Source organism: Mesorhizobium sp. M7A.F.Ca.US.005.03.1.1, assembly GCF_003997975.1.
Taxonomy (GTDB): Bacteria; Pseudomonadota; Alphaproteobacteria; order Rhizobiales; family Rhizobiaceae; genus Mesorhizobium; species Mesorhizobium ciceri.
This window is the reverse complement of sequence record NZ_RZRO01000015.1, coordinates 19,080-44,923: the sequence shown is the minus strand read 5'-3', so window position 1 is coordinate 44,923 and position 25,844 is coordinate 19,080. Positions and strand designations below refer to the sequence as shown.

At 61.8% G+C, this 25,844-nt stretch carries 27 protein-coding genes; 10 read left to right on the top strand and 17 right to left on the bottom strand.

Going from position 1 to position 25,844, the window contains the following annotated elements; genetic code table 11:
* From EN990_RS09660 to EN990_RS09645, 4 genes are all read left to right on the top strand, one after another.
* The gene (locus EN990_RS09660) at positions 1–873 is read left to right on the top strand and encodes a cytochrome c1 (RefSeq protein WP_127369323.1); all 873 of its coding nucleotides are present in this window, start codon (positions 1–3) and stop codon (positions 871–873) included.
* A 127-nt stretch (positions 874–1,000) separates the two neighbouring features.
* Positions 1,001–1,696, top strand: a complete 696-nt coding sequence (locus EN990_RS09655) for a phosphatase PAP2 family protein (RefSeq protein ID WP_013529987.1) — start codon at positions 1,001–1,003, stop codon at positions 1,694–1,696.
* Positions 1,697–1,872: 176 nt separating this feature from the next.
* On the top strand, positions 1,873–3,018 hold the full coding sequence (locus EN990_RS09650) for an alpha-hydroxy acid oxidase (RefSeq protein WP_164766102.1): 1,146 nt from the start codon (positions 1,873–1,875) through the stop codon (positions 3,016–3,018).
* 9 nt (positions 3,019–3,027) lie between these two features.
* Complete coding sequence (locus EN990_RS09645; protein ID WP_013529989.1) at positions 3,028–3,573, top strand: adenine phosphoribosyltransferase; 546 nt, start codon at positions 3,028–3,030, stop codon at positions 3,571–3,573.
* A 45-nt stretch (positions 3,574–3,618) separates the two neighbouring features.
* Here the strand turns inward: EN990_RS09645 and EN990_RS09640 are convergent, their stop codons facing one another.
* The 8 genes from EN990_RS09640 to EN990_RS09605 form a co-directional block, all read right to left on the bottom strand.
* Complete coding sequence (locus EN990_RS09640) at positions 3,619–4,089, bottom strand: MaoC family dehydratase (protein ID WP_027162159.1); 471 nt, start codon at positions 4,087–4,089, stop codon at positions 3,619–3,621.
* Positions 4,086–4,562 (bottom strand): MaoC family dehydratase, encoded by a 477-nt coding sequence (locus tag EN990_RS09635; RefSeq protein ID WP_013529991.1) that lies wholly within the window; start codon positions 4,560–4,562, stop codon positions 4,086–4,088. Before EN990_RS09635 ends, EN990_RS09640 begins: the two co-directional genes overlap by 4 nt.
* A gap of 123 nt (positions 4,563–4,685) precedes the next feature.
* Positions 4,686–5,660 (bottom strand): magnesium/cobalt transporter CorA, encoded by a 975-nt coding sequence (gene corA / locus EN990_RS09630; protein WP_013529992.1) that lies wholly within the window; start codon positions 5,658–5,660, stop codon positions 4,686–4,688.
* A gap of 189 nt (positions 5,661–5,849) precedes the next feature.
* A complete protein-coding gene (locus EN990_RS09625) occupies positions 5,850–6,521 on the bottom strand; it encodes an HAD family phosphatase (RefSeq protein WP_032808607.1) in 672 nt (223 codons plus the stop codon).
* A 66-nt stretch (positions 6,522–6,587) separates the two neighbouring features.
* Positions 6,588–7,691, bottom strand: a complete 1,104-nt coding sequence (gene ychF, locus EN990_RS09620) for a redox-regulated ATPase YchF (protein WP_024505635.1) — start codon at positions 7,689–7,691, stop codon at positions 6,588–6,590.
* 89 nt (positions 7,692–7,780) lie between these two features.
* Entirely contained in the window at positions 7,781–8,506 is a 726-nt protein-coding gene (pth, locus tag EN990_RS09615) for an aminoacyl-tRNA hydrolase (RefSeq protein WP_127385019.1), read from the bottom strand.
* 23 nt (positions 8,507–8,529) lie between these two features.
* Complete coding sequence (locus tag EN990_RS09610; protein WP_013529995.1) at positions 8,530–9,171, bottom strand: 50S ribosomal protein L25/general stress protein Ctc; 642 nt, start codon at positions 9,169–9,171, stop codon at positions 8,530–8,532.
* A 248-nt stretch (positions 9,172–9,419) separates the two neighbouring features.
* Positions 9,420–10,454 (bottom strand): class I SAM-dependent methyltransferase, encoded by a 1,035-nt coding sequence (locus tag EN990_RS09605; RefSeq protein ID WP_127368922.1) that lies wholly within the window; start codon positions 10,452–10,454, stop codon positions 9,420–9,422.
* A gap of 295 nt (positions 10,455–10,749) precedes the next feature.
* Between EN990_RS09605 and EN990_RS09600 the strand changes: the two genes are divergently transcribed.
* Positions 10,750–12,756 carry an EAL domain-containing protein gene (locus tag EN990_RS09600; RefSeq protein ID WP_032808605.1) on the top strand — a complete coding sequence of 669 codons (2,007 nt, stop codon included), beginning with the start codon at positions 10,750–10,752 and terminating at the stop codon, positions 12,754–12,756.
* 43 nt (positions 12,757–12,799) lie between these two features.
* Here EN990_RS09600 and EN990_RS09595 read toward each other — a convergent pair whose 3' ends face one another.
* Complete coding sequence (locus EN990_RS09595) at positions 12,800–13,228, bottom strand: MarR family transcriptional regulator (RefSeq protein WP_013529998.1); 429 nt, start codon at positions 13,226–13,228, stop codon at positions 12,800–12,802.
* A gap of 151 nt (positions 13,229–13,379) precedes the next feature.
* On the opposite strand from EN990_RS09595, the gene EN990_RS09590 reads away from it, so the two are divergent.
* Positions 13,380–14,237 (top strand): alpha/beta hydrolase, encoded by an 858-nt coding sequence (locus EN990_RS09590; protein WP_127368923.1) that lies wholly within the window; start codon positions 13,380–13,382, stop codon positions 14,235–14,237.
* A 68-nt stretch (positions 14,238–14,305) separates the two neighbouring features.
* Here the strand turns inward: EN990_RS09590 and EN990_RS09585 are convergent, their stop codons facing one another.
* Positions 14,306–15,547, bottom strand: a complete 1,242-nt coding sequence (locus tag EN990_RS09585; protein WP_063170320.1) for an MFS transporter — start codon at positions 15,545–15,547, stop codon at positions 14,306–14,308.
* 151 nt (positions 15,548–15,698) lie between these two features.
* Here EN990_RS09585 and EN990_RS09580 point away from each other — a divergent pair, with 151 nt between their 5' ends.
* Complete coding sequence (locus EN990_RS09580) at positions 15,699–16,583, top strand: helix-turn-helix transcriptional regulator (RefSeq protein WP_013530001.1); 885 nt, start codon at positions 15,699–15,701, stop codon at positions 16,581–16,583.
* Between the two features lie 12 nt (positions 16,584–16,595).
* Here EN990_RS09580 and EN990_RS09575 read toward each other — a convergent pair whose 3' ends face one another.
* From EN990_RS09575 to lgt, 6 genes are all read right to left on the bottom strand, one after another.
* Positions 16,596–17,531: a ribose-phosphate pyrophosphokinase gene (locus EN990_RS09575; protein WP_013530002.1), complete on the bottom strand. Its 936-nt coding sequence runs from the start codon at positions 17,529–17,531 to the stop codon at positions 16,596–16,598.
* Between the two features lie 237 nt (positions 17,532–17,768).
* On the bottom strand, positions 17,769–18,398 hold the full coding sequence (locus tag EN990_RS09570; protein WP_063168841.1) for a hypothetical protein: 630 nt from the start codon (positions 18,396–18,398) through the stop codon (positions 17,769–17,771).
* Positions 18,399–18,441: 43 nt separating this feature from the next.
* A complete protein-coding gene (locus EN990_RS09565; protein ID WP_013530004.1) occupies positions 18,442–19,593 on the bottom strand; it encodes a Xaa-Pro peptidase family protein in 1,152 nt (383 codons plus the stop codon).
* Positions 19,593–20,387: a peptidoglycan editing factor PgeF gene (gene pgeF / locus EN990_RS09560; RefSeq protein ID WP_127370313.1), complete on the bottom strand. Its 795-nt coding sequence runs from the start codon at positions 20,385–20,387 to the stop codon at positions 19,593–19,595. Before pgeF ends, EN990_RS09565 begins: the two co-directional genes overlap by 1 nt.
* 105 nt (positions 20,388–20,492) lie before the next feature.
* Positions 20,493–21,581: a class I SAM-dependent methyltransferase gene (locus tag EN990_RS09555; RefSeq protein ID WP_127388289.1), complete on the bottom strand. Its 1,089-nt coding sequence runs from the start codon at positions 21,579–21,581 to the stop codon at positions 20,493–20,495.
* Entirely contained in the window at positions 21,578–22,432 is an 855-nt protein-coding gene (gene lgt, locus EN990_RS09550) for a prolipoprotein diacylglyceryl transferase (protein WP_082827483.1), read from the bottom strand. The genes EN990_RS09555 and lgt overlap by 4 nt, the downstream gene beginning before the upstream one ends.
* 169 nt (positions 22,433–22,601) lie before the next feature.
* Between lgt and EN990_RS09545 the strand changes: the two genes are divergently transcribed.
* The 3 genes from EN990_RS09545 to EN990_RS09535 all read left to right on the top strand — a co-directional run bounded on the left by EN990_RS09545 (position 22,602) and on the right by EN990_RS09535 (position 24,136).
* Positions 22,602–22,904: an accessory factor UbiK family protein gene (locus tag EN990_RS09545; protein WP_013530008.1), complete on the top strand. Its 303-nt coding sequence runs from the start codon at positions 22,602–22,604 to the stop codon at positions 22,902–22,904.
* Between the two features lie 344 nt (positions 22,905–23,248).
* Entirely contained in the window at positions 23,249–23,749 is a 501-nt protein-coding gene (locus EN990_RS09540; RefSeq protein ID WP_013530009.1) for a YbjN domain-containing protein, read from the top strand.
* Positions 23,750–23,776: 27 nt separating this feature from the next.
* Positions 23,777–24,136, top strand: coding sequence for a tRNA-binding protein (locus EN990_RS09535; protein WP_013530010.1), 360 nt, complete (start codon positions 23,777–23,779; stop codon positions 24,134–24,136).
* A gap of 115 nt (positions 24,137–24,251) precedes the next feature.
* Here the strand turns inward: EN990_RS09535 and EN990_RS09530 are convergent, their stop codons facing one another.
* Positions 24,252–25,826, bottom strand: a complete 1,575-nt coding sequence (locus EN990_RS09530; RefSeq protein WP_127369482.1) for a hypothetical protein — start codon at positions 25,824–25,826, stop codon at positions 24,252–24,254.
* Positions 25,827–25,844: the final 18 nt, after the last annotated feature.

Below are 25,844 nucleotides of genomic sequence, written 5' to 3'. Positions count from 1 at the left end.
ATGAAAAAGATTCTCACCTCGCTGGCGCTGATCGGCCTTGTGGCCGTCGCCGCTGGGGCCGCGGGCACTCGGGCGATCGCCGCCGAAGAGGCACACAATGTGTCCAATCCGACGCATTTCCCGATCGACGAGCCGAAGGAAATGGACTGGAGTTTCACCGGCCCATTCGGCACCTATGACAAGGCGCAGCTGCAGCGCGGCCTCAAGGTCTACAAGGAAGTCTGCTCGGCCTGCCATTCGATGAACCTGGTGGCGTTCCGCACGCTGTCGGACCTCGGCTATTCCGATGCGCAGATCAAGACGCTGTCGGCCGAGTACACCATCCACGACGGTCCCAACGATGCCGGCGACATGTTCGACCGTCCCGGCAAGCCGTCCGACCACTTCCCGCCGCCCTTCGCCAATGAGGAAGCCGCCGCTGCCTCCAATGGCGGTGCTGCTCCGCCAGACATGTCCCTGCTGGCCAAGGCTCGCGGTGTCGAACGCGGTTTTCCGCAGTTCGTCTTCGATATCTTCACCCAGTACGACGCGGGCGGCCCCGACTATATCCACTCGCTGCTGACCGGCTACGACCAGACGCCGCCGGCCGGCATGGTCATCCCGGAAGGCACCCACTACAATCCGTACTTCATGTCCGGCGTGTCGCTGAAGATGCCCAAGCCGCTCTCCGACGGCCAGGTGACCTATGATGACGGTGCGCCGCAGACCATCGACCAGTATTCCCGCGACGTCTCCGCCTTTCTGGCCTGGGCGGCCGAGCCGCATATGGAAGACCGCAAGAAGACCGGTTTTCGCGTTCTGGTGTTCCTGCTTTTGTTCGGCGCGCTGGTCTATCTCACCAAGCGCAAGGTGTGGGAAGGCGTGGCGCATTAAGCCACACGATCAAGTGATCACGAAGGGCGCCGAGAGGCGCCCTTTTGCATTTCCAGAAGCCGGCCATGTCACATGGCCGTCACCGCATCCGGCGATCCTGTGCTGCTCTCATCAAAGGATCGCACCCATGAAAAGATACGCATCGCTCGCGGCAGGCCTGTTGCTGCTCATCGTCGGCTCGGCCGCGCAAGCGGAGGACGCCCAGCCTTTCGTCACCAACAAGGATGTCGACCTGACGATGATCCTGCCGCCGCCGCCGGCAAACGATTCGGCGCAGACCAAGGCCGAACTCGGCGAGGTGCTGATGCTGCAGGTGACACGCACGCCCGAGATGGTAGCCAGCGCCGTCGCCGATGCCGACGAGAATGTCTGGCGCTTCGCCAACGTCATGGGGCCGAAATTCAACAAGGAAACGCTGCCCAAATTCAGCGCCTTCTTCGACCGCGTCGTGGCCACCGAAGGCGCCGTCGTCGATCCGGCCAAGGATATCTGGAAGCGCCCGCGTCCGCACCAGCTCAGCGACCTCGTCAAGCCGGCGGTCAAGTTGTCGAGCTCCGGTTCCTGGCCGTCCGGCCACGCCACCGTCGGCACCATGATGGGCATTATCCTGTCCGATATGGTTCCTGAAAAGCGCGCAGAGATCATGGCGCGTGCGGCCGAATACGCCCACAACCGCGAGGTCGGCGGCATCCACTATGCGTCCGACGTCGAGATGGGCAGGATTTCCGGCAGCGTCATCGCCGCGGTCCTGCTCAACCGGGACGACTTCAAGGCCGAGTATGAAGTGGCCAGGGCCGAGCTTCGTTCGGATCTCGGCATGTAATCTTCGTCAATCGGATTAGACCAGAAAGGGGCGCTTCGGCGTCCCTTTTTTTGCTCATGGCCATGTCCGGAGGGCAGCTCGAAAAATAGTCCGTTGGCACGCCGACAACAGGTTGATATTCGATGCATCGAACGGTGGCGAGAAACTTGTCCCGCCATGGCCTTTGGAATTCGATGATGCGGCTCAGCGACTGTCACAACTTTTCCGATTTCCGCCGCATGGCGCAGCAGCGGCTGCCGGGACCGATCTTCAACTACATCGACGGCGCGGCGGACGACGAGGTCACCTATCGCCGCAACACCGAAAGCTTCGAGACCTGCGACCTGGTTCCCAACGTGCTGCGCGGGGTGAGCGAGGTCGACATGTCGGTGACGGTCATGGGCCAGAAGCTGGCGATGCCGTTCTATTGCTCGCCGACCGCCTTGCAGCGCCTGTTCCATCACCAGGGCGAGCGCGCGGTCGCCAAGGCCGCCGCCAAATACGGCACCATGTTCGGCGTGTCGTCGCTGGGCACCGTCAGCCTTGAGGAGGCGCGCAGCATCAGCAGCAGCCCGCAGGTCTACCAGTTCTATTTCCACCGGGATCGCGGTCTTAACCGGGCGATGATGCAGCGGGCAAAGGCGGTCGGCGTCGAGGTGATGATGCTGACCGTCGACAGCATCACCGGGGGAAACCGCGAACGCGACAAACGCACCGGCTTTGCCATTCCCTTCAGGCTCAATCTCGCCGGAATGGCGCAGTTCGCGCTCAAGCCGGCGTGGGCGATCAACTATTTCACCCATGAGGGCTTCGAGCTACCGCAGCTCGACGAGCATGTCGACATGGGCGGCGGCACGATGTCGATCAGCCGTTACTTCACCGAGATGCTCGATCCGTCGATGACATGGGACGACGTCGCCGAGATGGTCAAGCTCTGGTCGGGTCCGTTCTGCCTCAAGGGCGTCATGTCGGTGGAGGATGCCAAACGCGCTGTCGACATCGGCTGCAGCGGCATCGTGCTGTCGAACCATGGCGGGCGGCAGTTGGATGGCTCACGGGCGGCGTTCGACCAGCTTGCCGAGGTCGTCGATGCCGTTGGCGACAGGATCGACGTCATCATGGATGGCGGCGTGCAGCGCGGCACACACGTGCTGAAAGCGCTGTCGCTCGGCGCCAAGGCCGTCGGCGTCGGACGCTACTATCTGTTTCCGCTCGCGGCGGCCGGTCAGCCCGGCGTGGAACGGGCGCTCGAACAGATGCGGGTCGAGATCGAACGCGGCATGAAGCTGATGGGCTGCAGCTCGATCGAACAATTGTCGCGCAATAACCTTCGTTTCAGGTAATCTCGCCCCATGAAATCCTCGCTCGAAGACACGCTGCTTGCCGCGATCCGCACCATTCCGGACTATCCCAAGCCCGGCATCCTGTTTCGCGACATCACCACGCTGCTTGGCAATGCGCGCGCCTTCCGCCGCGCCATCGACGAACTGGTGCATCCCTATGCCGGCCAGAAGATCGACAAGATCGCCGGCATTGAGGCGCGCGGCTTCATCCTTGGCGGCGCCGTCGCCCATCAGCTCTCGGCCGGTTTCGTGCCGATCCGCAAGAAAGGCAAGCTGCCCTACGAGACGGTGCGCGTCGCCTACAGCCTGGAATACGGGCTGGACGAAATGGAGATGCACAAGGACGGTGTTGCTCCGGGCGAGAAAGTGATCCTGGTCGACGATCTGATCGCCACCGGCGGCACGGCTGAAGCGGCGGTCAAGCTGCTGCGCCAGATAGGTGCCGACATCCTCGCCGCCTGTTTCGTCATCGACCTGCCGGACCTCGGCGGCCGTGCCAAGCTGGAGGCGCTTGGCGTGCCGGTGCGGACGCTGATTGGGTTCGAGGGGCATTGAGTGTTCTTCCCTTCTCCCACATGGGAGAAGGAAGAAGCGCCGCCTCTACTCGGCCTTCACCAGCACGGCGCTTTCGAACTCGAGCACTTTGTCGCCGGTCGAATCGAAAGCTTCCGAACGCAGCGCCAGCAGCCGCCAGCCGGGGCGTGAGGCAATCGGGCGGTGCGACAGCGCGGTGCGCGTGAAGGTGATGGTTTGCCCGGCATAGACCGGCTTGAGCCATTTCAGGTTCTTGAAGCCAGGCGAGGGGCCGAATTCCGGCACCGGACCGGGGCCGCTCCACGCAGCGATCTCGGCGTCCATGCGGTTTTCGAGATTGAGTTTCATCCAGGTGGCGGCGGTGTGCCAGCCGGATGCGCAGAGCCCGCCGAGCACGCTTTTCTTCGCGGCCTCCTCGTCGGTATGGAAGATCTGCGGGTCGTATTTGCGGGCGAAGGCCTTGATCGCCTCGGGCTCGAATGTGTGCGAGCCGAGCGTTACCGTGGTGCCGATACGAAAGAACTCGTCCAGTGTCATGCTTGGCTCCCCGCGGCATCGCGCGTGAGGAACATGGCGGAGTTCTCGAGCTCGAAGACGCTTTCGCCGCGCTGGTTGAACAGTTCGCTGCGCATTGTAACGAAGCCGAGTTGTGGCTTCGATTTGGACAGGCGCTTGGCAACGACCACCAGGGTGCCGGTCAGTTGATCGCCGGCCAGGACCGGCTTCTTCCATTTGACCTGATCGACGCCGGGCGCGCCCTGGCAGGTCGAGTCCAACAGGAAGGCATCGCACAGCATGCGCATGAACATGGCGCAGGTGTGCCAGCCCGACGCCGCCAGCCCACCGAGGATGCTGGCCTTGCCGGCTTCCTCGTCGAGATGCATCGGCTGCGGGTCGAATTCTCCGGCGAATTCGACGATCTCGGCGGCACTCACGAGCTTCGAGCCGAGGTCGATCGATGCACCCTCGATGAAGTCCTCATAGGCCCATGTTTTTATCTCTGCGGTCATGGTCTGGAATCCGGCTTGTCGACCCACGATCCCCAGGATCGGGGTTTCCGGATGCAGGCCGGCGTTCATTTGGTCAAGCGATTTCTACTGCGCCAGCCTGTGGCAGCCGATCGACAGGCCCACTCAGAGCCAGCCGCGGCGGCGGAAATACCAGAAGGGCAGGATCGCCGACAGCACCATCATGGCGATGGCGAAGGGATAGCCAAGTTCCCATTTCAACTCGGGGATGACGTCGAAATTCATGCCGTAGATCGAGGCGACCAAAGTCGGCGGCAGGAAGATGACGGCGGCGACCGAAAATATCTTGATGATGGCGTTCTGCTCGATCGAGATCATGCCGAGCGTCGCGTCGAGCAGGAAAGAGATCTTCTGCGATAGGAAGGTGGCGTGGTCGGCGAGTGACAGCACGTCGCGGGACAGCGTCTTGATGCGCGCCTTGGTGTCCTTGCTCATCTTGGTGCGGGTCGAGGCATGGGCGAAAAAGCCCGCCAGGCGCTGCAGCGAGATCAGGCTGTCGCGGATCGAAGACGCGATGTCCTCCTTGCGGCCGATGGCTTTCAACAATTCCTGGAAGTCGCGATTGCGCTTGGAAACCTTGGTCGATCGCGCCTCGAAGATATCGCGCGAGATCGCCTCGATGTCACGGCCGGCACGCTCCAGAATGTCGGCGAGACGGTCGACGATCGCCTCCAGCAAGCCGATCAGGATGGTGTCGCCGCTGGTGCAGCCGGTCGCCACCTTCTCGGCGCGCTGCGGAAAGGTCTTGAAGGCCTTCGGCTCGTGGTAGCGCACAGTGATCAACCTTGTGCCGGCGAGCACGAAGGTGACCGGCGACATCAAGGGATCGTCGACCTCGGTCTGGGCGGGCAGGGTTGCGGTCATGAAGTAGGCGCCGTCCTCGACATAGAGGCGGCTCGAAATCTCGATCTCCTCCATCTCCTCGCGTGTCGGAATGGCCACGCCGAGCCAGCTCTCGATCGTCGCTTCCTCTTCCTTTGTCGGGTTGAACAGGTCCGCCCAGACGATGGTCTCGCTGTTTGCCAGGAGATCGTCGACGAGGCGCAGGCGATCATTGTCCACGACGAAGGCCTTGATCATCGCCTGATATCCCTTGCTGGGGCCAAAGGGTGTGTTCGGATTGACGCGTCGTGTTGGATTGCACGGTTCCCGGCGCCAGCGCCGACCGTGCGTCTGCCGCTTAGACCTGTGACGTGACAAAATCAAGACAAGCCCGAATCGGGCCGGGGGACGGCCCTCGCGGCTCGGAAGCCGCGTCAGCGGATCGATCTAAAGACTGGCTAGAGTGACCTCCAAGTCCTCGTATGCGCCGACGAGGGCATCCGCGCCATGTCGCAACAGAGCATCGCCATGAGTGCCGGTGCAATGACTGCCAGCGGTAAATCCGATCACGCGCATACCTGCTGCCTTGCCCGCCAGGACGCCATTCACGCTGTCCTCGACCACGATGCACTCCTTTGCATGAACACCGATCGTGTCCGCCGCATGCAAGAACAGGTCTGGTTCCGGCTTTCCATTGACGACCATGTCCGATGAAAAAATATTAGGATCGAAAAGGTCGACAAGGCCCGTGTGTTCGAGTTTCCAACGCAATCGGGCCAGCGGCGTGCTTGACGCCACACATCTCCATGCGGCGAGCCGGCCAATCACATTCCGTGCATCGGGTAAGGCCGCCAGATTCTTACGCAAGCGTTCGTTGGTGTGGTCGGCAAGCTGTTCAAAAAAGAGCGGAGAGAGCGGCTTGGCTCGCTCTTGGCCGATCGCTTCGAGCTTCGCCTGCCACATAGCGGGAGACAATCCCATGAAGGCTTGCGTATAGGCGCTTGGTTCGAACGTGATGCCGGCCGCCGCCAGATATTCAAGCTCGGTTGCCTGGTATATCTCCTCGCTGTTCACGAGGACGCCGTCACAATCAAATATTATCAGCTTTATAGGCGACACTTTGGGCCTGATATCTGGTGGTCGGCTCAGCCGGCCCGCGGACAGTCTCGAAGGACTTCCATCAAATCACGTGTTGAACTTGAACAGCAGGATGTCGCCGTCCTGGACGACATATTCCTTGCCTTCGTCGCGGGCCTTGCCGGCTTCCTTGGCCGCCACTTCGCCGCCCAGTGTGACGAAGTCATTGTAGGCGATGGTCTGGGCGCGGATGAAGCCGCGCTCGAAATCGGTGTGGATGACGCCGGCGGCCTGGGGGGCCTTGTCGCCCTTATGGATGGTCCAGGCGCGCGTCTCCTTCGGCCCGACGGTGAAGTAGGTGATGAGGTGCAACAGATCGTAGCCGGCGCGGATGACCTTGTTGAGGCCGGGCTCGTCGAGGCCGAGCGAGGACAGGAATTCCATCTCTTCCTCATCGGAGAGCTGTGCGACCTCGGCTTCGATGGCGGCCGAGATCACCACGGTGCCGGCGCCCTGGGCGGTCGCCATCTTTTCCACGGCCCTGGTGTGCTCGTTGCCGGTGGCTGCGTCGGCCTCGGCGACGTTGCAGACATAGAGCACGGGATGCGAGGTCAGAAGGTTCAGGCCCTGCAGGATGCGCAAATCTTCGGCCGAAATATCCTTGAGCAGGATGCGGGTCGGCTTGCCGGCCTGCAGCAGTTCTAGCGCTGCCTCCATCATCGGCAGCACTGACGTCGCTTCCTTGTCCTTGCTGCCGGCGCGCTTGCGGAATTGCACGATGCGGCGCTCGAGGCTGTCGAGGTCGGCGAGCATCAGCTCGGTTTCGACCGTCTCGGCATCGGCCACCGGGTCGATGCGGCCCTCGACATGGGTAATGTCGTCATCCTCGAAGCAGCGCAGCACATGCACGATGGCGTCGACCTCGCGGATGTTGGCGAGGAACTGGTTGCCCAGCCCTTCGCCCTTCGAGGCGCCGCGCACCAGACCGGCAATGTCGACGAAGGAGATGCGGGTCGGGATGATCTCCTTTGACTTGCCAATCGCCGCGATCTTCTGCAGGCGCGGATCGGGCACCGCGACCTCGCCGGTATTCGGTTCGATGGTGCAGAACGGATAGTTGGCGGCCTGCGCCGCAGCCGTTCTGGTCAACGCGTTGAAAAGCGTCGACTTGCCGACGTTGGGCAAGCCAACGATGCCGCATTTGAAACCCATTTTGTCCGGTCCTATCGGGAAATAGAAATTTGATCAGGGCTATGGGCGATAGGGGTGATCAACGTCAAGCCCTTCGGTTCCCTTGATGCTCAGTCCTTGCCGCCGAACAGCTTCTTCAGCATGGCGGCCATCGGACCGCTTTCCGGCGGCTTGGCCAGGGGCTGTTGGGGCCGTGCTTGGCGGACGTGACTTTGCTGCTTCTGCGCCGGCTGCTTAGGTGCCGATTTTTCGGGCTCCGGCCCGGCCTTGCCCTGGACGGCGAGACTGGCTTTGTTCATGAAGCCGGATTCGTCGCCTTTGGCGATCATGGCGGCGTTGTCGGCGATCGCGTCGAGCAGCGGGTCAAGCCATTCGCGGTCCGCCTTGTCGAAATCGCCGAGCACATGGTGCTGGACCATTTCCTTGACGCCTGGATGGCCGACGCCGATGCGTACGCGGCGATAGGCGTTGCCGACATGGCCATCGATCGAACGGATGCCGTTATGGCCGCCGGCGCCGCCGCCGGTCTTTATGCGCAGCTTGCCTTCGGCAAGATCGATCTCGTCATAGAAGACGGTGAGCGCGGAAAGCTCGAGCTTGTAGAAGCGCAGCGCTTCGCCGACCGACTGGCCGGACAGGTTGATGAAGGTCTGCGGCTTGATCAGGACGACTTTTTCGCCGCCGAGCGAGCCCTCGGCGATCAGGCCCTGAAATTTCTTCGACCAGGGCGAAAAGGAATGGCGGCGGGCGATTGCGTCCGCCGCCATGAAACCGACATTGTGCCGATTGCCGGCGTATTTCGCGCCCGGATTGCCGAGACCTGCAAACAGCAGCATCGCCTGCTCCGGGCGTGAAAGAGTTACTTCTCTTCGGCGGCAGGAGCCGCTTCAGGTGCAGCCGCTTCAGCCGTCTCTTCCGTCTCCGGCTTCATCGCCGACGAACCGGCAATGGTCGCGATGGTGAAGTCGCGGTCGGAGATCACAGGCTTGACCCCAGCCGGCAGCTTGACCGCCGAGATGTGGATCGAATCGCCAATGTTGGCGCCGGTGAGATCGACGGTGATGAATTCCGGGATCGCATTGGCCGGGCAGTGGAACTCGACTTCGTGACGCACGATGTTGAGCACGCCGCCGCGCTTGATGCCGGGCGACTTGTCCTCGTTGATGAAGTGGACAGGCACGTCGACATTGACTTCGGTGTCCTTGCCGATGCGCAGGAAGTCGACATGGACAGGGAAATCCTTGACCGGGTCGAGCTGGAAGTCCTTCGGCAGGACCTGGATCTTCTTGCCATCGACATCGATCGTGGCGATCGTGGTCAGGAACCCGCCGCCATGGATCTTGTAGTAGATGTCCTTGTAGGTGAGCGCGATAGCCAGGGGAGGCTGCTTGTCACCATAAATTACTGCAGGCACTTTACCGTTGCGGCGAACTGCACGGGCGGACCCCTTACCGACCTGTTCGCGTGCTTCGGCCTTGAGCTCGTAAGTGTCGTGGCTCATGGCATTTCCTTTCGGTTTGTTCTGGAGCGCTCACGGTGGGCAGAGTGCCTGGACCGTAAACGTCGAAAGCCGACATACCCATGCATGATCTGGTCCGAAAACCGGAATCCACTTTTCGGGATCATGCGGGAAGGCGGCCTTCCGCCGCGTTGCCTCCAAGGGTGTCTACGCGGGTGGCGGCTCTATAGCGGAAGGCGGCCGGAGGTGCAAGCCAAAGGCACGACCGGCCTGGTGCAGCCCAGACGGCCCTATCCGCGCTTTTCGATGACGGCATAGAGCACGTTGCGGTTCTCGCCGAAGAATACCTGCGCCTCGACGGTGTTGCGGTCGACGCTGGCATTGACGATGTTCCACATATCGACCTCCGATCGCAGCAGCAACACCCAGTCCATGAACGTCTCCCGATACCCCGCGTCGGGGGTGCCCTCGGCGTAGTTGGCGAACAGGAATGTTCCGTTCGGCTTCAACATCTGCAGGCAGGTCTTCGTGAGTTTCACCGCGACGTTGTGGGCGAGGTAGTCGTAAAGGCCGGAGGCGTAGATGAAGTCGAATTTGCCGAGCTTGTGGCCCCGCGTGAGCACGGTTCGCACCGAGCCGTCGATGGCTTCGACGGCGGTGCCCTGGAAGTCGCGCGAGATCAGCCCAACGCTCTGGGGATCCTGGTCGAGCGCAACCCAGCGCTTGAGACGGCCCTCCGTCAGGGCGACCGAACGATTGGCTTCCCGCAAATGGCCGGCCGCGATCGCCAGAACCTCGGTTTCCGGTCCGTTCTTGGCCGCGATCTCGTCGACATATCGGGTCAGGAGGTCGCGTCGTTCCCGGGCCGCGACGCATGACGGTACGTTCTGGGTATGGCTATAGAGTGCTTTGCCGACCTCCGAGGCGTTCGCCACGCTCTCTGCCACGTGCGGATCACAATAGATGTAGTCGAGCAACTGCGCGTCGCCGGAATAGCCCCTGGGTTTGGTGAAGGACCAGTGCGTCAGTGGATCCTCGAGAAAATACTTCAGGATCGGATGGTTCTGCGCGACCGGTATCAACGCATGCCAGACGTCGGGATGAACCTTGGAATGCAGGCCATTGAGGAAGGACAGCAAGCGGCCGACGATCTCGGCCGGGTTCTTGTCCTGTTCGACCTGCTCCTGTGTCGCGTGGAGAATGAGGGCAAGCTCCGCGCGCGCGGTTTCGAACGCTTCGCCATGATGCTCGATCTTTCCCCGAGGCAGCGTGCCGGCGAGCATCTCGGCAGTAATCAAGCTTTTGCCATCAAGAACGGTCTGCACGCCATCACTCCATAGTTAACAGTCGGTTAACTTATTGCGTAGAATGCTCCCTTTGCCAATGTCGGGCCGACGGCATTTTAGGTTTATGATTAATTTCCCGCCAACCATGTTCGTTGGTTAATCAGCTTCCGAGCCGGATTCCGGGTTCGAGTTAACGGAAACTTGTCTTGCGCGATTGCATTTGTTTGCCCGGCGTTCGCAATCGCCGTCGCGTCCCAAGGAGCCGGCCCGCGTGGGGGCAGAAGCTGGAAATGAGTTCGGAAAACAAAATCCCTTTCAAAAGGGGTCGATTGTGATGAACGAACACGTGTCATCCGCATTGGCCGATACGGTTGATGCTGAGCCGTACGAGCCGCGCTACGAACTGGGGGCCGACGAACTTCGCGCCCTCTACCGCACCGAAGCCCGGGCGACGCGAAGAGGGGAAGCCAGGCCAGGGCTTTGGATCGCAGTTGCGATCTATCTCTTGTTTTCGGCAACGGATCTGCTGCTGATCCCGGATGTGGCCGCCTATACGATCACGGCGCGCTTCGCGGTCGGCTTGAGCGCGCTTTTGATCCTGGAAGCGCAGCTTCGCCACGGCGTCGGGACGGAATGGCTCGACGTGACCTGCGCCGGGGCCATCATCTTTGGCTATGTTGGTTGGCTGTGTCCGGCGATTATGGGCGCGGACAAGGAAAGCGTCTCTTACTATATGGTCTTTGGGACCATATTCATGATGAGCGCCAATCTTTTCTTTACATTCAATTTCAAGCTTTCTATCGTAACCTCGACAATAATCTTATGTATACTTTATATCGTAAATTACTTTGTTCCATCAACCCTCATATACAAAATGGTATTTGGGGCTTTCTATGTTTCTTGTTTCACGTTCACCTCATATGTGAACTGGAAACTGAACGAGGAACGCTACAACGTCTTCCTGAACGCCCTGGAAGCCAAGATCCAGCACAATGAGGCGACCGAACGCGGCAAGGCCCTGCTGAGGTTGTCGCGGACCGATCCGCTCACGGGTCTGGAGAACCGGCGCGCGATCGACGAGAAGCTGCGAGACTACTGGAACGATTGGCAAAAGGTCGGCACCAGCTTTGGGGCGATCCTCATCGACGTGGACTTCTTCAAGAAGTTCAATGACTGCTACGGCCATCAGGAAGGCGACCGCTGCCTGATCCATGTCGCCAATGCCCTTAGCGATATGATCAAACAGTATAATGGCTCCATCGGCCGCTATGGCGGCGAAGAGTTCATCGTCCTGGCTCGCATGGAGAAAAAGGAGCAGATCCTGGACATTGCGGAAGCCATTTGCAGCACGGTGGAGAACCTGGCTCTGACGCACGAACTGCGGCGCGACGGCGTCTCGATCGTAACGGTAAGCGTTGGCGCCGCATTCACCCGGACGCAGACCGGGGCCAAGCTGGAGAAAATCATTCACGAGGCCGATCGCGCTCTCTATCTGGCAAAAGCCGGCGGCCGAAATTGTGCCCGGCTGTTCGATCCAACCGACCCGCAAAGCAGTGACGAGAGCGAGAACATTGCGGCTTTGCTGAAGATCGCGATCGGCCAGAATCTCGTTTCACTCGTTTACCAGCCTATCCAGGATGTCAAATCGGACCGGGTTGAAGCGGTGGAGGCTCTGATGCGCCTCAAGATGCTCGACGGCACATCGGTTCCGCCGAGCCTGTTCATTCCGGTCGCCGAACGGACCGGTGCGATCCTGGAACTCGGGCGCTGGGCGATAAGGACAGTGTGCGCCGAACTGCTGGCGGACGACCACGTCCGTGTCGTCAGTGTCAACGTCTCCCCGATCCAGCTCAAGACACCGGGCTTCGCGACGTCGGTCGCGACCATTCTGGGCGAGACGGGTGTCGCAGGCAGCAGGCTGGCCTTCGAGATCACCGAAGGGCTGGAGATGGAGATGCACTCCGACATCCTGCGCTGCATCAGCGACCTGAAGCTGCTCGGGATCAAGATCTGGCTTGATGATTTCGGGACCGGCTTTGCGGGCCTTTCGTGGCTTCGCCTGATCGATTTCGATACGGTGAAGATCGATCGCTCGTTTCTGCATGACTGCAGCTCTCCGAGCGGCAAGGCGATGCTGCAGGACATTATCACCCTGGTTCGAAATCGCGGCCACAAAATCCTGGTCGAAGGGGTGGAGACAGACGAGCAGATGGCCCTTATGCGCGAATTCGGCATAGACAAGATCCAGGGCTTCCATGTCGGCCGTCCCGCTCCCGCCGTCAGTTTCCAGGCAAAGCGAGCCATGCGCAAACGGCCATTTGCCGTGCTTAAGTCCGCATGATGGTGGCCTCTTCCGACGTTTGGCTAGCCGTCGTCAAGCCGTGCTAGCGGTCGCCGGTCAACGCGGCGCGTAACGCCTGGATCTGCCGGTTCAGCGCATCGAGCTCAGTCAGCGTCATGCCCGAGCGTTCGACCAAGGCTTCGTTCAGGCAGTTGCATTGGACAAGCAGTGCGCGCCCGGCTGATGTCAGATCGACCTGCACCTGGCGTTCGTCGGTCTGGCTGCGCTGGCGGGTCACCAGCCCGGCCTGCTCCATTCGCTTCACCAGCGGCGTGACGGTGCTCGATTCCAAAGCGAGCCGATGGGCGATGGTGCCGACCGACATGCCGTCGGCCTCTCCAAGCGCGTTCAACACCAGGTACTGCGGATAGGTGATGCCCATCTCGTCCAGCATCGGCTTGTAGGTGCGGTTGATCGCCATGCTGGTGGCATAGAGCGTGAAACAGAGCTGATTGTCCAACGGGAGAGGCACGGCGCATTCCTTTTGCCAATGTGGGCATCATTTCGATACCACGAAAAATGATATCGCGATACATATTTGTGTGGACAAGGGTTTTAGGCCGCGTTAGCTATGTCGTTATCGCGATATTGTTTATCGCGAAAATAACCAGAAGGAGATTGAGATGACCTCGCAAACCAAGCCCGGCTCCGGCAGCGGTACGATCACCACCAGGGACGGAACGCAGATTTACTACAAGGACTGGGGGACCGGGCATCCTGTCGTCTTTCATCACGGCTGGCCGTTGAGCAGCGACGATTGGGACGCCCAGATGCTGTTCTTCGTGTCACAGGGCTACCGTGTCATTGCCCATGATCGCCGAGGCCATGGCCGCTCGACCCAGACGGATATCGGCAACGAGATGGACACCTATGCCGCCGACGTCGCGGAACTCGCAGCCCATCTGGACCTCAAGAACGCCATCCATGTCGGCCATTCGACCGGCGGCGGCGAAGTGGCGCGTTATGTCGCCAAGTATGGCGCCGGCGGCCGTGTCGCCAAGGCGGTGCTGATCGGCGCGGTGCCGCCAATCATGCTCAAGACTGCCGCCAATCCCGGCGGCCTGCCGATCGAAGTGTTCGACGGCTTCCGCTCCGCGCAGGCAGCCAATCGCGCCCAGTTCTTCCGCGACGTTCCATCAGGTCCGTTCTACGGCTTCAACCGCCCGGGCGCAGAGGTATCGCAGGGCGTCATCGACAATTGGTGGCGCCAGGGCATGATGGGCGGCACCAAGGCGCATTATGATTGCATCAAGGCCTTTTCGGAAACCGACTTCACCGAGGATCTGAAGGCGATCGACGTGCCTGTGCTGGTCATGCACGGCGACGACGACCAGATCGTTCCCATCGCGGACTCGGCGCTGCTGACGATCAAGCTGCTCAAGAAGGGCGAGCTCAAGGTCTACAAGGGCTTCCCGCACGGCATGGCCACGACCCATGCAGACATCGTCAATGCCGACCTGCTGGCCTTCTTCAAAGCATAGGCCGTTGGAACGAAAAAAGCACCCGCCGTCCGGCGGGTGCTTTTCCTTGCGTGGGTTTCAGGCCTGATCTAGGCGGCCGCCTGCGCCTTGCGCGCTTCCTTCATGTTGGGCAGGAACACGGTCAGCAATCCAAGGAACGGCAAATAGGAGCAGATCTGGAAGACGAAATCGATGCCCTTCATGTCGGCGACGACGCCGAGCACGGCCGCCGCGATGCCGCCCATGCCGAAGGCGAAGCCGAAGAAGATGCCGGCGATCATGCCGACGCGACCCGGCACGAGCTCCTGCGCAAAGACGACAATGTTGGAGAACGCCGAGGAGAGGATCAGGCCGATCAGCACCGTCAGCACCATCGTCCATTCCAGATTGGCGTAGGGCAGGGCGAGCGTGAAGGGCAGCACGCCGACGATGGAGAACCAGATCATCGCCTTTTGCCCGTAGCGGTCGCCGAACGGGCCGCCGAGCAGGATGCCCAGCGCCGAGGCACCGAGGAACAGGAACAGCATGACCTGGCTCATCTGCACAGAAACGCCGAACTTATGCATGGAATAGAAGGTGTAGTAGCTGGCGAGGCTGGCGATGTAGGCATTCTTGCTCAGCACCAGCAGTGTCAGCACGATCAATGCATTCATCACCTTGCGGCGCGGGAAGGGCGAAACGAAGCTCGCCGCCTTGCGGGTGCCCTGCGCGGCACGCAGCCGGCTGTACCAGCCGCCGACCTGCCACAAAACGATGATGCCGATCAGCGAGCCGACGGCGAACCAGGAAATGCTGGTCTGGCCGAACGGCACGACGATGAAGGCCGCCAGCAGCGGCCCCATGGACTGGCCGAAATTGCCGCCCACCTGGAACAGCGACTGCGCCAGGCCGAAGCGGCCGCCGGAAGCGAAGCGGGCGATGCGCGAGGATTCCGGGTGGAAGATCGCCGAGCCGATGCCGATCAGCGAGGCGCCGATCAGCAGCAGCGAATAATGCCCGGCATAGGCGAGCACGATCAGGCCGATCAGCGACGACGCCATGCCGTAGGGCAGCGAATAGGGCATCGGCCGCTTGTCGGTGATCATGCCGATCAGCGGCTGCAGCAAGGATGCGGTCACCTGGAAAGTGAAGGTCAACAAGCCGATCTGCCAGAAATCGAGGCCATAATTCTCTTTCAGGAGCGGGTAAATGGCCGATAGCAGCGACTGCATGATGTCGTTGATGCAGTGGCAGAAGCTCACCGCCAGGATGACCGTGAAGGCCGTCGCCTGGGCTGAGGCGTGACTGGCGCTCGCCGGTGGGGCGACGCTGGCTGCTGTCGTATCGGTCAAGGTAGGCTCCGTGGTCTTTTTGGCGGGCACGCCCGCAGGCAACTGGCGGACGCTCCTTGCGGCCACCCTAGGGACGGTGCCTTATAAGCCGCTTGCGAGACGACTTCTTTCGTGGTTTGGTCCAATAGTTTCGCAACTGGGCCATAACTAGATGCCGCACGGCAAAGAAGTCTTTCACGCTGGCAATGCCAATCTCGGCCAGTTGCACGAGAGCCGCTGGCAGTGGCTTGAGCAAGTGGCCGGGCCGGCGGTGGCATTGCCGACCGAATATCCTGACGGCTACCGCGTGCCACAGCACCGCCACAGCCGCAGCCAGCTCTTGCATGCGCTTGTCGGTGTGGTGCTGGTGACGACACGCTACGGGCGCTGGATGGTGCCGCCCGACCACGCGATGTGGATTCCAGCCGGCACCGAGCATTCCGTCGAGATGCTGGGCGACGTCTCGATGCGTTCGGTTTATGTCATGCCACAGGCGATCCCGGGGCTGCCCGAAGGCTTGCGCGTTGTGGGCGTCACCGACCTGATGCACAGCCTGATCGTGGAATCGGAGAAGCTCCCGCAAGGCGGCGTTCTGGAAGGACGCGGTGGGCTGATCATGAACCTTTTGCTGCACGAAATCCCGACCTTGCCGGAACGGCCTCTCGGGCTGCCATTTCCGTCCGATCCAAGATTGTCGGCGCTGTGCCGACGCTTCGTCGCAGCACCGTCGCCGCATGCGACCATCGACGAGTGGGCCGATGCAGCCGGCATGAGCCGCCGTTCCTTCACGCGCGCCTTCCAGCGCCAGACCGGCCTGTCGCTGTCGACATGGCGCCAGCAGGCCTGCCTGTTCGCGGCGCTGCCCAGGCTGGCGGACGGCGAGCCGATCACCAGGGTGGCGCTTGATCTCGGCTATGACAGCGTGCCGGCCTTCATCACCATGTTCAAGCGCATGCTGGGGACCTCGCCGCGCGGCTATATGCGCGGCGCACGCGAGAACGTCGAGGTCGCTCGTCGCCTGATCGGCCCGGTTCGGTTGGAAAGCTCCGCGCCTTAAGGGCAGGCGGGTTTAGTCGAACAGGCTCGACACCGATTCCTCAGTCGCCGTGCGCGAGATGGCTTCGCCCATCAGGTCGGCGATCGAGATGACGCGGATGTTGGGCGCGTCGAGCACGCCCTGGGTCGGCTGGATGGAATCGGTGATCACCAGTTCCTGCAGCTTCGAGCCGCTGATGCGGGCAACGGCACCGCCCGACAGCACGCCGTGGGTGATATAGGCGGTGACGCTGGTGGCGCCGTTGGCCAGCAGTGCATCGGCGGCATTGCACAGCGTGCCGCCGGAATCGACGATGTCGTCGATCAGCAGGCAATCCTTGCCGGCGACCGCGCCGATGATGTTCATCACTTCCGATTCGCCCGGCCGTTCGCGGCGCTTGTCGACGATGGCCAGTTGCGCATCGAAGCGCTTGGCCAGCGCACGAGCGCGGACCACGCCGCCAATGTCGGGCGAAACCACCACGACGTTGCCGAGTTGCTTGTATTTGGCCTTCACGTCGCGGGCCATGACCGGCACGGAAAACAGATTGTCGGTCGGGATGTCGAAGAAGCCCTGGATCTGGCCGGCATGCAGGTCGAGCGTCAGAACGCGGTCGACGCCGGCGCGGGTGATCATGTTGGCAACCAGCTTGGCCGAGATCGGCGTGCGGCCGGAGGCGCGGCGGTCCTGCCTGGCGTAGCCGAAATAAGGGATGACCGCCGTGATGCGCTTGGCCGAGGAGCGCATGAAGGCATCGATCATGATGAGCAATTCCATCAAATGATCGTTGGTCGGAAACGAGGTCGACTGCAGGATGAAGACATCCTCGCCGCGCACGTTTTCCTGGATTTCGACGAAGATTTCCTGGTCGGCGAAGCGCCTGACCGTGGCTTTGCCCAGCGGGACGTTGAGGTACCGGGCGACTGCTTCGGCCAGCACCCTGTTGGAATTGCCCGCGAAGAGTTTCATGCACGGTTCCTGGTGGAGGATGATGAGGCCTGACGGACTCGCTTGCGCCCTTTAACCGGGCTTTTAGCGGCCCGCGCTGGTATTGCAAGCGCCGAGATCGGGAATCCGCCGGCTAAACTCAAGAAAGCTCCGCGCCATCGCCGGACTGCAACAGGGAGCAGGGGACTTGTGCTGGTTCTTCTTCTCATTGGGCATCGGATTTTCCCAAAACCGTCTCCACTTTGGGGTCCGATGCCTCTAGCCCGCCTTGCCGCCGAGCCAGGCGGCGAACTGGTCGATGGTCTGGTCGGCGATCGCCTGCATGGTGGCCGGCGAGATCCCCTTCCAGCTGTCGCCGCCCGCGCTGGCGCCGGAATTGACCGACGGAGCCTTCTGCTGGCCATTGATGCGGTGCAGCCGGTTGCCAGCGGGGTCATAGACGTCCCAGACATAGATGACGGTGGTGTCGGCGCCTTCGGACATCGTCGAGAAATAGCCCTTCAGCACATGTGTCACGGTCTGGTCGGCGCTGCCGGCGAGAGTGATGCCGCGCTGCCTGGCACGGGTCTGCAACTCCGCCGTCAGAGGTGTCGCAGCTTCCACCGAAGCGCCTACGATCGGCGCGATCTGCAAGCGGGTCTTCGACAGGATGGCAGCGCTTTGGGCTGATGTGACCGGTGCGGCGGCGGTTGCGGGAGCGCCAGACGTGCTGGTGGCGGGTCCGGCCGGAACCGTTGCCGCCGTGTTGCCTGACGTTGCGGGCAGCGTCTGGGTCGACGTCGCCGGCGGGGTGATCGCCGACGGTTCGAGCACGTCCTTTGCGTTGGTGCAGGCGGCAAGAGCCAATGCCACAAGCAATGACACGGTCGTCACATGCGATCGTCTCATTTGCCTTCTAACTCCTTGGCGAAGAACGCCTCCCACTGTGGATTCACTTTACGATCAAGTCGAGATCATGGCGGGACAGCGGCCTGGGCTGGGATTCGGTGGTCAGGTAGGTGCGGCCAAGCGTCATCGCCGTCTCGGTGTCGGAGTCCATGATGATCATATGGGCGAACAGCGTCATGTTGGGCGCGATCGGTTCGGGATTGCCCTGGTAGAACATCGGCATGTCCATCCAGGACGGGGTGAAGCGGGCGCCGACCGAATAGCCGCAGGCGTTCAGCCGGTGCTTGGTCAGGCCGTGTGCCTCCATGGTGCGGGCATGCGCATCGAAGACGTCGCCGAAGCTGTTGCCCGGCATCATCGCCTTCTCGACAGCCAGGAGTGCTGCGCGGGCGGCGTCGAACAGTTCCTGATGGCGCTTCGACACCTTGCCGGTCAGCACCGTGCGCATCATCGGCGCATGGTAGTGGTTGAAGACGCCGGCCCATTCGAGCGTCAGCTGGTCGTTCTTGGTGAGCTTGCGGCGGCCGGCCTTATAGCGGCACAGCAGCGCATCGACGCCGGAGCCGATGATGAACTCGTTGGCCGGATAGTCGCCGCCGCCGGCGAAGATCGCGCCCTGCATGGCGGCCAGGATCAGAGCTTCGTCGCCGCCTTGCTTGATCAGCGGCAGTGCCGCGTCGAGCGCATCGTCGGAGAGATTGGCGGCCTTCTCGGCCTTGGCTATCTCGGCCGGGCTCTTGAACAGGCGCAGCCGGCCGACAATGCCGGACGCATCGGCGATCTGGCCGAAGGTCTGCAACTGCTCGTCCAGGCGGCGGCCGTTGAAGGCGGTCAGGCCGTGGGTGTCATATTCGACACCGATGCGGGCGCCGAGCAGGTCGAGTTCGTTGAGCAGATTGCGCAGGTCGACCGCAGGATTGGCGCCGTTGCGGTCGGTCCACAAGACGATGTTGTCGATAATCGAGGTCTGACGCGCCTGGCGCAGGTCGGCCGAGCGGGTCAGAAGCACCATCGAACCGTCGGCCTTGACCACCAGGCACTGGAAGAAGCAGAAGCCGAACGTGTCGTAGCCGGTCAGCCAATACATGCTTTCCTGCGCGAACAGCAGGATGGCGTCGAGCTTCTTTTCGGCCATCTCGATGATCAGCCGGTCGCGCCGCGCGTCAAATTCAGATCGTTCAAAATGCAGCGCCATTATTCCCTCTCCAAGACAATTGCCGAAACCTGCCGGCCGTAATCGGGCTCCTTGCGATGCGTGGTGCGCCGATAGGAGTAGAACAGGCCTTCCTCAGCGTAAGTGCAGCGGTCTAGGCCCTCAGCCGTCACGCCTGCCTTGGCCAGCCGGTCAACCGTGTAGCGGTTGAGGTCGAACATCGCATGGCCGGCATTGGCGGACGGAGCGAAATAGAGGATGTTTTCGGCGTCGGCTTCGACAAAGCGGGCGACGAATTCCGGGCCGACCTCGTAGTTTCGCGGGCCGATGGAGGGGCCTAGCACGGCGACGATGTTTTGGCGCCGGGCGCCGAGGCTTTCCATCGCCAGGATGGTGTTTTCGAGCACGCCGGTGAACGCGCCTTTCCAGCCGGCATGCGCGGCGCCGATGATGCGCGCCTGCGCATCAGCGAACAGCACGGGACCGCAATCGGCGGTCGAGGCGCCGATGGCGATGCCCGGCCGGTCGGTAACGATAGCGTCCGCCTTGGGGCGCTCGCCGGCAAAGGGCTCCCTGGCGATGACGACATCGGGCGAATGGATTTGCCAGGCGGTCAACAGATGGCTTGCCGGCACGCCCATCCAGGCAGCGACGCGGCTGCGGTTCTCGGCAACCAGCGCCTGGTCGTCATTCGATCCGGTGCCGATGTTGAGGCCCTGATAGATGCCGCCGGAAACACCGCCGACGCGGGTGAAATAGCCGTGGCGGATGCCTTGTGCCTGCGCCTTGTCCAGCAGCGGCGACCGAACGGGATCCGGTTTGGTCTGATTCAGCATGCGGGCGTTGTTGTCCGTGTGGGCGGTTTCGTCAAGAAGAAGGTGCTTGGTCGAGAACAGGCTGCAAAGCGCGGACGGGAGATTGGGAGGGGCGGCGGTAAAAAGTCAATCCGCCTCGGCAAAGGGCCGAACCGCCACGCCGCGAGGCAGCACCGCAAGCACCTTGAACAGCCCGCCCATGGCTTGCGGCCCGGCGAGGCGCTCGACGTCGCCGGCGATCCTTTCGCGCGCCGCCTGGCCGGCATCGGCGCCAAGGCGGCCGGCGCGCTCGAGGATGCCCATGCCGAGCAGGAAGTCGCCCTGTGTCGTGAGATGGGCTTCGAGGCCATGTGCACGCGCGATCGCGGCAAGGGCGGCGAAATCGACGTGGGAGGTGAGGTCGGCCTCACCGGGATTGGCCAGCACATCTTCGTGATCGTGGCTGCGCAAGGCCTGCAGCGTGTCGCCGACACCCGGCTGGAGATGGCCGTAGTCGAGAAACAGGCCGGCGCCGCCATGCCTGGATATGCGCTCGGCGATTGTTGCCATGAGCGCGGTGCGGGCAGGCGCCACTTCGGCGATCGCACCTTGCGGCGCGTCAGCGGCATCGGCGGGCAGCAGCATCGGGTCGACCGAGCCGGCGCCGGCGAAGAAGCAAAGATCGTTGGTCTCGTCGAGGCCGACCATGCGCTCGCGCCAGCCGGCGCCGGCGCGGATGAACTGGCAGATGGGCACCGCGTCGAACAGTTCGTTGCCGACGATGAACAGCGATTGTTGCGGCAAGGTCTCGATGGTTTCGTGCCAGCCAACCGCGAAGGGTGTGACGCCAAGCGTCTTTTTTTGCACCTCGGTCAGGCGCGGGCTTGTCTCGATCATGGCGAAGGTGGCGCCGTTGGCCAGGTCAGGATCGAGCCGCGACAGCGTGCGCAGCATGTCCTTCATCAGCGTGCCGCGGCCGGGTCCGATCTCGGCGATGGTGACCGGCAGTGGCCGGCCGCTCGCTGCCCAGACCTGGTACACCCAGACCGCGACCAGTTCGCCGAACATCTGGCTGATCTCCGGCGCGGTGATGAAGTCGCCGCCCGCACCAAAGGGCTCGCGCGTCGTGTAGTAGCCGTCCGCCGGGTCGAACAGGCAGAGCGCCATGTACTCGTTGACGGGAAGCGGCCCAAGGGCCTCGATCAGGTCGACGATGCGGGTCTTCAGCCGTGTCATGCCGGCTGCGGCTGTGCCACCGGCTTGGCGGTCAGCATCGCCCAGATGCCGGCCAGCACCATCGGGGTAGAAAGGATCATGCCCATGGTCAGCCAGTTGGTGCCGAGGAGATAGCCGAGCTGCTGGTCAGGCTCGCGGAAGAACTCGACGAAGATGCGCGACAGGCCGTAGCCGCAGATGAAGGCGCCGCCGACGAAGCGCGGCGTCTTCAGCCTGAGGCGCGAATGGGTGAGAATGCGCAGCACAAGGAACAGCACCACACCCTCGAGCAGCGCCTCGTAAAGCTGGCTCGGATGACGGGCAAACGGCCCGCCATTGGGAAACTCGAACGCCCAGGGCACGTCGGTTGGTCGGCCCCACAGTTCGGAATTGATGAAGTTGGCGACGCGCACCAGGCCAAGGCCGACCGGCACGCCGGCCGCCACGACATCGAACAGCGACCAGGTGCGGATGCCGCGCTTGATGGAAAACAGCGTCATGGCGAGGATGACGCCGAGCAGGCCGCCATGGAACGACATCCCGCCCTGCCACACGGCGAAGATATCGAGCGGGTGCGCGATGTAGCGCGCCAGATCATAGAAGAGCACATAGCCGGTGCGGCCTCCGAGCACGACGCCGATGGCCGCCCAGACGATGAAATCGTCGAGATCCTCCGGCTTCATCGGCAGGACGCCGTTCGGCCACAGCCTGGCATTGGCGGCGAGCCGCTTGGCATACCACCAGGCGAACAGGATGCCGACGATATAGCCGACGCCATACCAGTGCACCGCCAGCGGCCCGATCTGGATGAGGATCGGGTTGATGTTGGGGAAGGGCAGGGAGGCCAGCGGCAGCAGGAAATATTCGTTCAACGGGGAACTCTCGGTTGCGAGCGTGTTTGGGCGCGGACCATGCGGCAGGGTTTTGGCAGGGTCAAGGCAAGGTGGGCGCACTCGACTTGATGCCGCAGCAAGGTGCAACAAGCTTGCATTCGACGCGCGGCGCCACTACGTCAATTTTGTGCAAGCGCGAGGATTTGCCATGTCGACCGGACCGAACCGCATTCTCGATGAATTCGCCAAGCTGATGACCGACGCCGCCGGCGCCGCCCAGGGCGTGCGCCGTGAGGTGGAGACCGCCTTCAAGGGGCAGGCCGAGCGCATTCTCAATACGATGGACGTGGTGCAGCGCGAAGAGTTCGAAGCCGCGCGCGAGATGGCCGCCAAAGCGCGGGAAGAGAATACCCGCCTTGCCGCCCGCATCGAGGCGCTCGAGGCGAAGCTTGCAGAACTGGCCGGCGACGCCACACCAGCGACGGCCGCCAAGCCGCGCACAAAAAAATAATCGTTAAACTTTTCCACATAGCCCGATCCTGAAAAGCGCTTTGCCGTGAATCGCTTAACGGCATTGCATGAATCTTTGTGACAGCGGCTTTCCACATGCGAATGACGCAGTGCGAAAAATTGGGCTGTTCACGCGACTCCCGATCAATAGACTGAATTTGTTGCATGATTCGGAGCAGGATCATGCGACCGGGCGGTGGGGTCCGGTCTGGGGTCTTTGCGTCGAGAAGTCGTCTTTGCGCGAAGAAAGTCCTGGCCGTCCGAGTTCTAGACAAGATTGTTCGTTGTGTGTGCCCTCCCGCGGAGCGTGTGGCGGCGCTCGTACAGAACGACAGGAAGCATTCCATGGAACTTCTCGAACTCGAATTCTCCCGCGAAATCCATCCGGTGGATGTTATCGAGCAGGTGGCCCACAACAACGACTGGTCCTTCGAGCGGGCCGGCGACGACGAGATTTCGATCTCGGTTGCCGGAAGCTGGACCGACTATCACGTCTCCTTTTCGTGGATGGAGGATTTCGAGGCGCTGCACCTGGCCTGCGCCTTCGATATCAAGGTGCCGGAGACCCGCACGCTGGAAGTGATGCGGCTCTTGTCGCTGATCAACGAGCAGATGCTGTTTGGCCATTTCGACCTCTGGGAGCAGGAGGGCGCGATCATGTTCCGCCAGTCGCTGCTGCTGGCCGGCGGGGTCGAGCCGTCGAGCCAGCAGGTCGAAGTGTTGCTGTCGTCGGCGCTGGAAGCCTGCGAATGCTATTTCCAGGCATTCCAGTTCGTCGTCTGGTCGGGAACCTCGGCCAAGGATGCCCTGGCCGGTGTGCTGTTCGAGACCTACGGCAACGCCTGAGTCCCCGTTAAGGCAGACAAGACCAAGATGAGTTCGAACACCGAGCGCAAGCCCGAGATCAGTTTTGCCGATTTCGATCGTGTCGACATCCGCGCCGGCACGATCGTCGAGGCCGAGCCGTTTCCCGAGGCGCGCAAGCCCGCGTTCAAGCTGAAGATCGATTTCGGCGCCGGCATCGGTATCAAGAAATCGTCGGCGCAGATCACCAAATACTATACACCGGAGACGCTGATCGGCCGGCAGGTGTTCGCGGTGGTCAATTTCCCGCCGCGCCAGATCGGTCCATTCATGTCGGAAGTGCTCACTCTCGGCTTTCCCGACGAAGAGGGCGCCGTGGTGCTCGGCGCGATCGAGCGTAAGGTGCCGGATGGCGGGCGGTTGTTTTAGGGTCTCGACTGGGGATCGGAATCCCCCGCGAACCGGGATGGATTGATAATCCTTTCGGCAGATGCTTCAGCATGAATTTCATGCCATGTCGTGACAGGAGTGTCGCGCGCGGACATCATCCGCTTTTCCTGTCCGCGTCGACCAATTTCCTTATTCTGTAAAATTTGAACTGTTTGCCTTCGGCGATTAATTCAAGGTTGCCGTGTCGTGGCGGGCTGCGCTCCGGCGCGATTACCAGCAGATAGTCAAAGTCACGGGTCCAATGCGCTGCATACGCCGCCTCGACCGGTGGGGAAGCACCGGCGGCGTAGGCCTCCAGCTCAGACATCGGGATAGGCCCGCCTTGCGGTACGGTCAGGTTTGCCACTTCCGGCCGGGGCCTCACCGGCTGTTTTCCCGGATAGGTGAACAGCGTTGGCATCAGTGCATTGCGTGTGACTACGGCCAACGCGGCAGCATTGTACATTGGATAAAGGAGCAGATTCGTTGGCGGGTCGTCTGGGAGGCCATTCTGGCCGGTAAGGATTCGCGAACCCATTGGAATGGCGTCGAACGCGGTCATAAGGGCACGATATTCGCCGCGGCACGACAATTGGGCCCAGATCGCGATGCCACTGTTTGCAAGCCCGGCGCCAAACGCCAGCGCGACGAGAAGTGTTCCACGCGAGCCTTGCGGACGCTTGATCGTGACGAAGGCTGGCAGGATCAGAACAAGCGCCAGAAGGACGCGCCCGTCGACAAAGGCCGTGTCCGCAACGCGAAACGGCATGACAATGAACAGGCACAAGAGCCCAAAGCCTATCCAGCAGCCGACGCGAGAGACCGCCACCATCCTGTGCTTCACCGCAAGGTAACTGAGAATGACCAGCACCACGGTCACGGCTGAGGAAGTGTATCTGCTGAAGCCGTTGACTTGAACCAGCGCCAACAATTTCGCCGACAGGGCCCATTCGGTTCCTTCGCCACCCACTTTGCCGCCGTAGGCGAGCGCCAGGGCGCCAACTGCGACGACCGGAGCAGCCATTCCGGCAACCAGCAAGATCGTGCGTTTCCAATTCTCAATATGGTCTGGCCAGCGGGAGAGTTCGTACAGCCCCACCACAATGCCATACAGGCCGAGGGCAAATAGGTGAGAGATATACAGAACCACGACGAAGACGGCGTGGATCGCAAGGCGCAGCGGCAAAGGTCTTTCCGCAAGCCAAATCCAAACCGCGATGGACCAAAGAACGATCCCGAGTCCAAATTCAAAATTCACGAATCCGAAAGCGAAAGGCATGGCGTAGAGGAAGAGCGAAGCGACGAAGCCGCTGAGGATCACACGCCCCTGTGCGGCCGCTCCGACGGCCATTGCCCCGCTGACGACCAGCATTTGCGAGACTAGATAGAAAAGCTTTGATGCCAGCTCGATCCCGATCAAGCGCCCAGCGAACGGGACGACGAGATCCATGGCTAGATTAGGGTAGGGTGCCCACGCGGCTTCATAGTAGGGATGGGCTTCGGGCGTACCGGCGCGCATCAGGATCGACATTCTTGCGAGATGATTTGGATAGTCTGCCATAGCGGGTATGTCGACGAGCAGTACGGGCAAGAAAGCCACCACCAGCAGAACTATCAGCAAGGTACCTTCGGGCCTGATGAAATGGCTCGTGTAACTGTTGATTTTTTTGCTGACTGTTGCTTCGAGCATGCCGCAATGTAGGTAGAA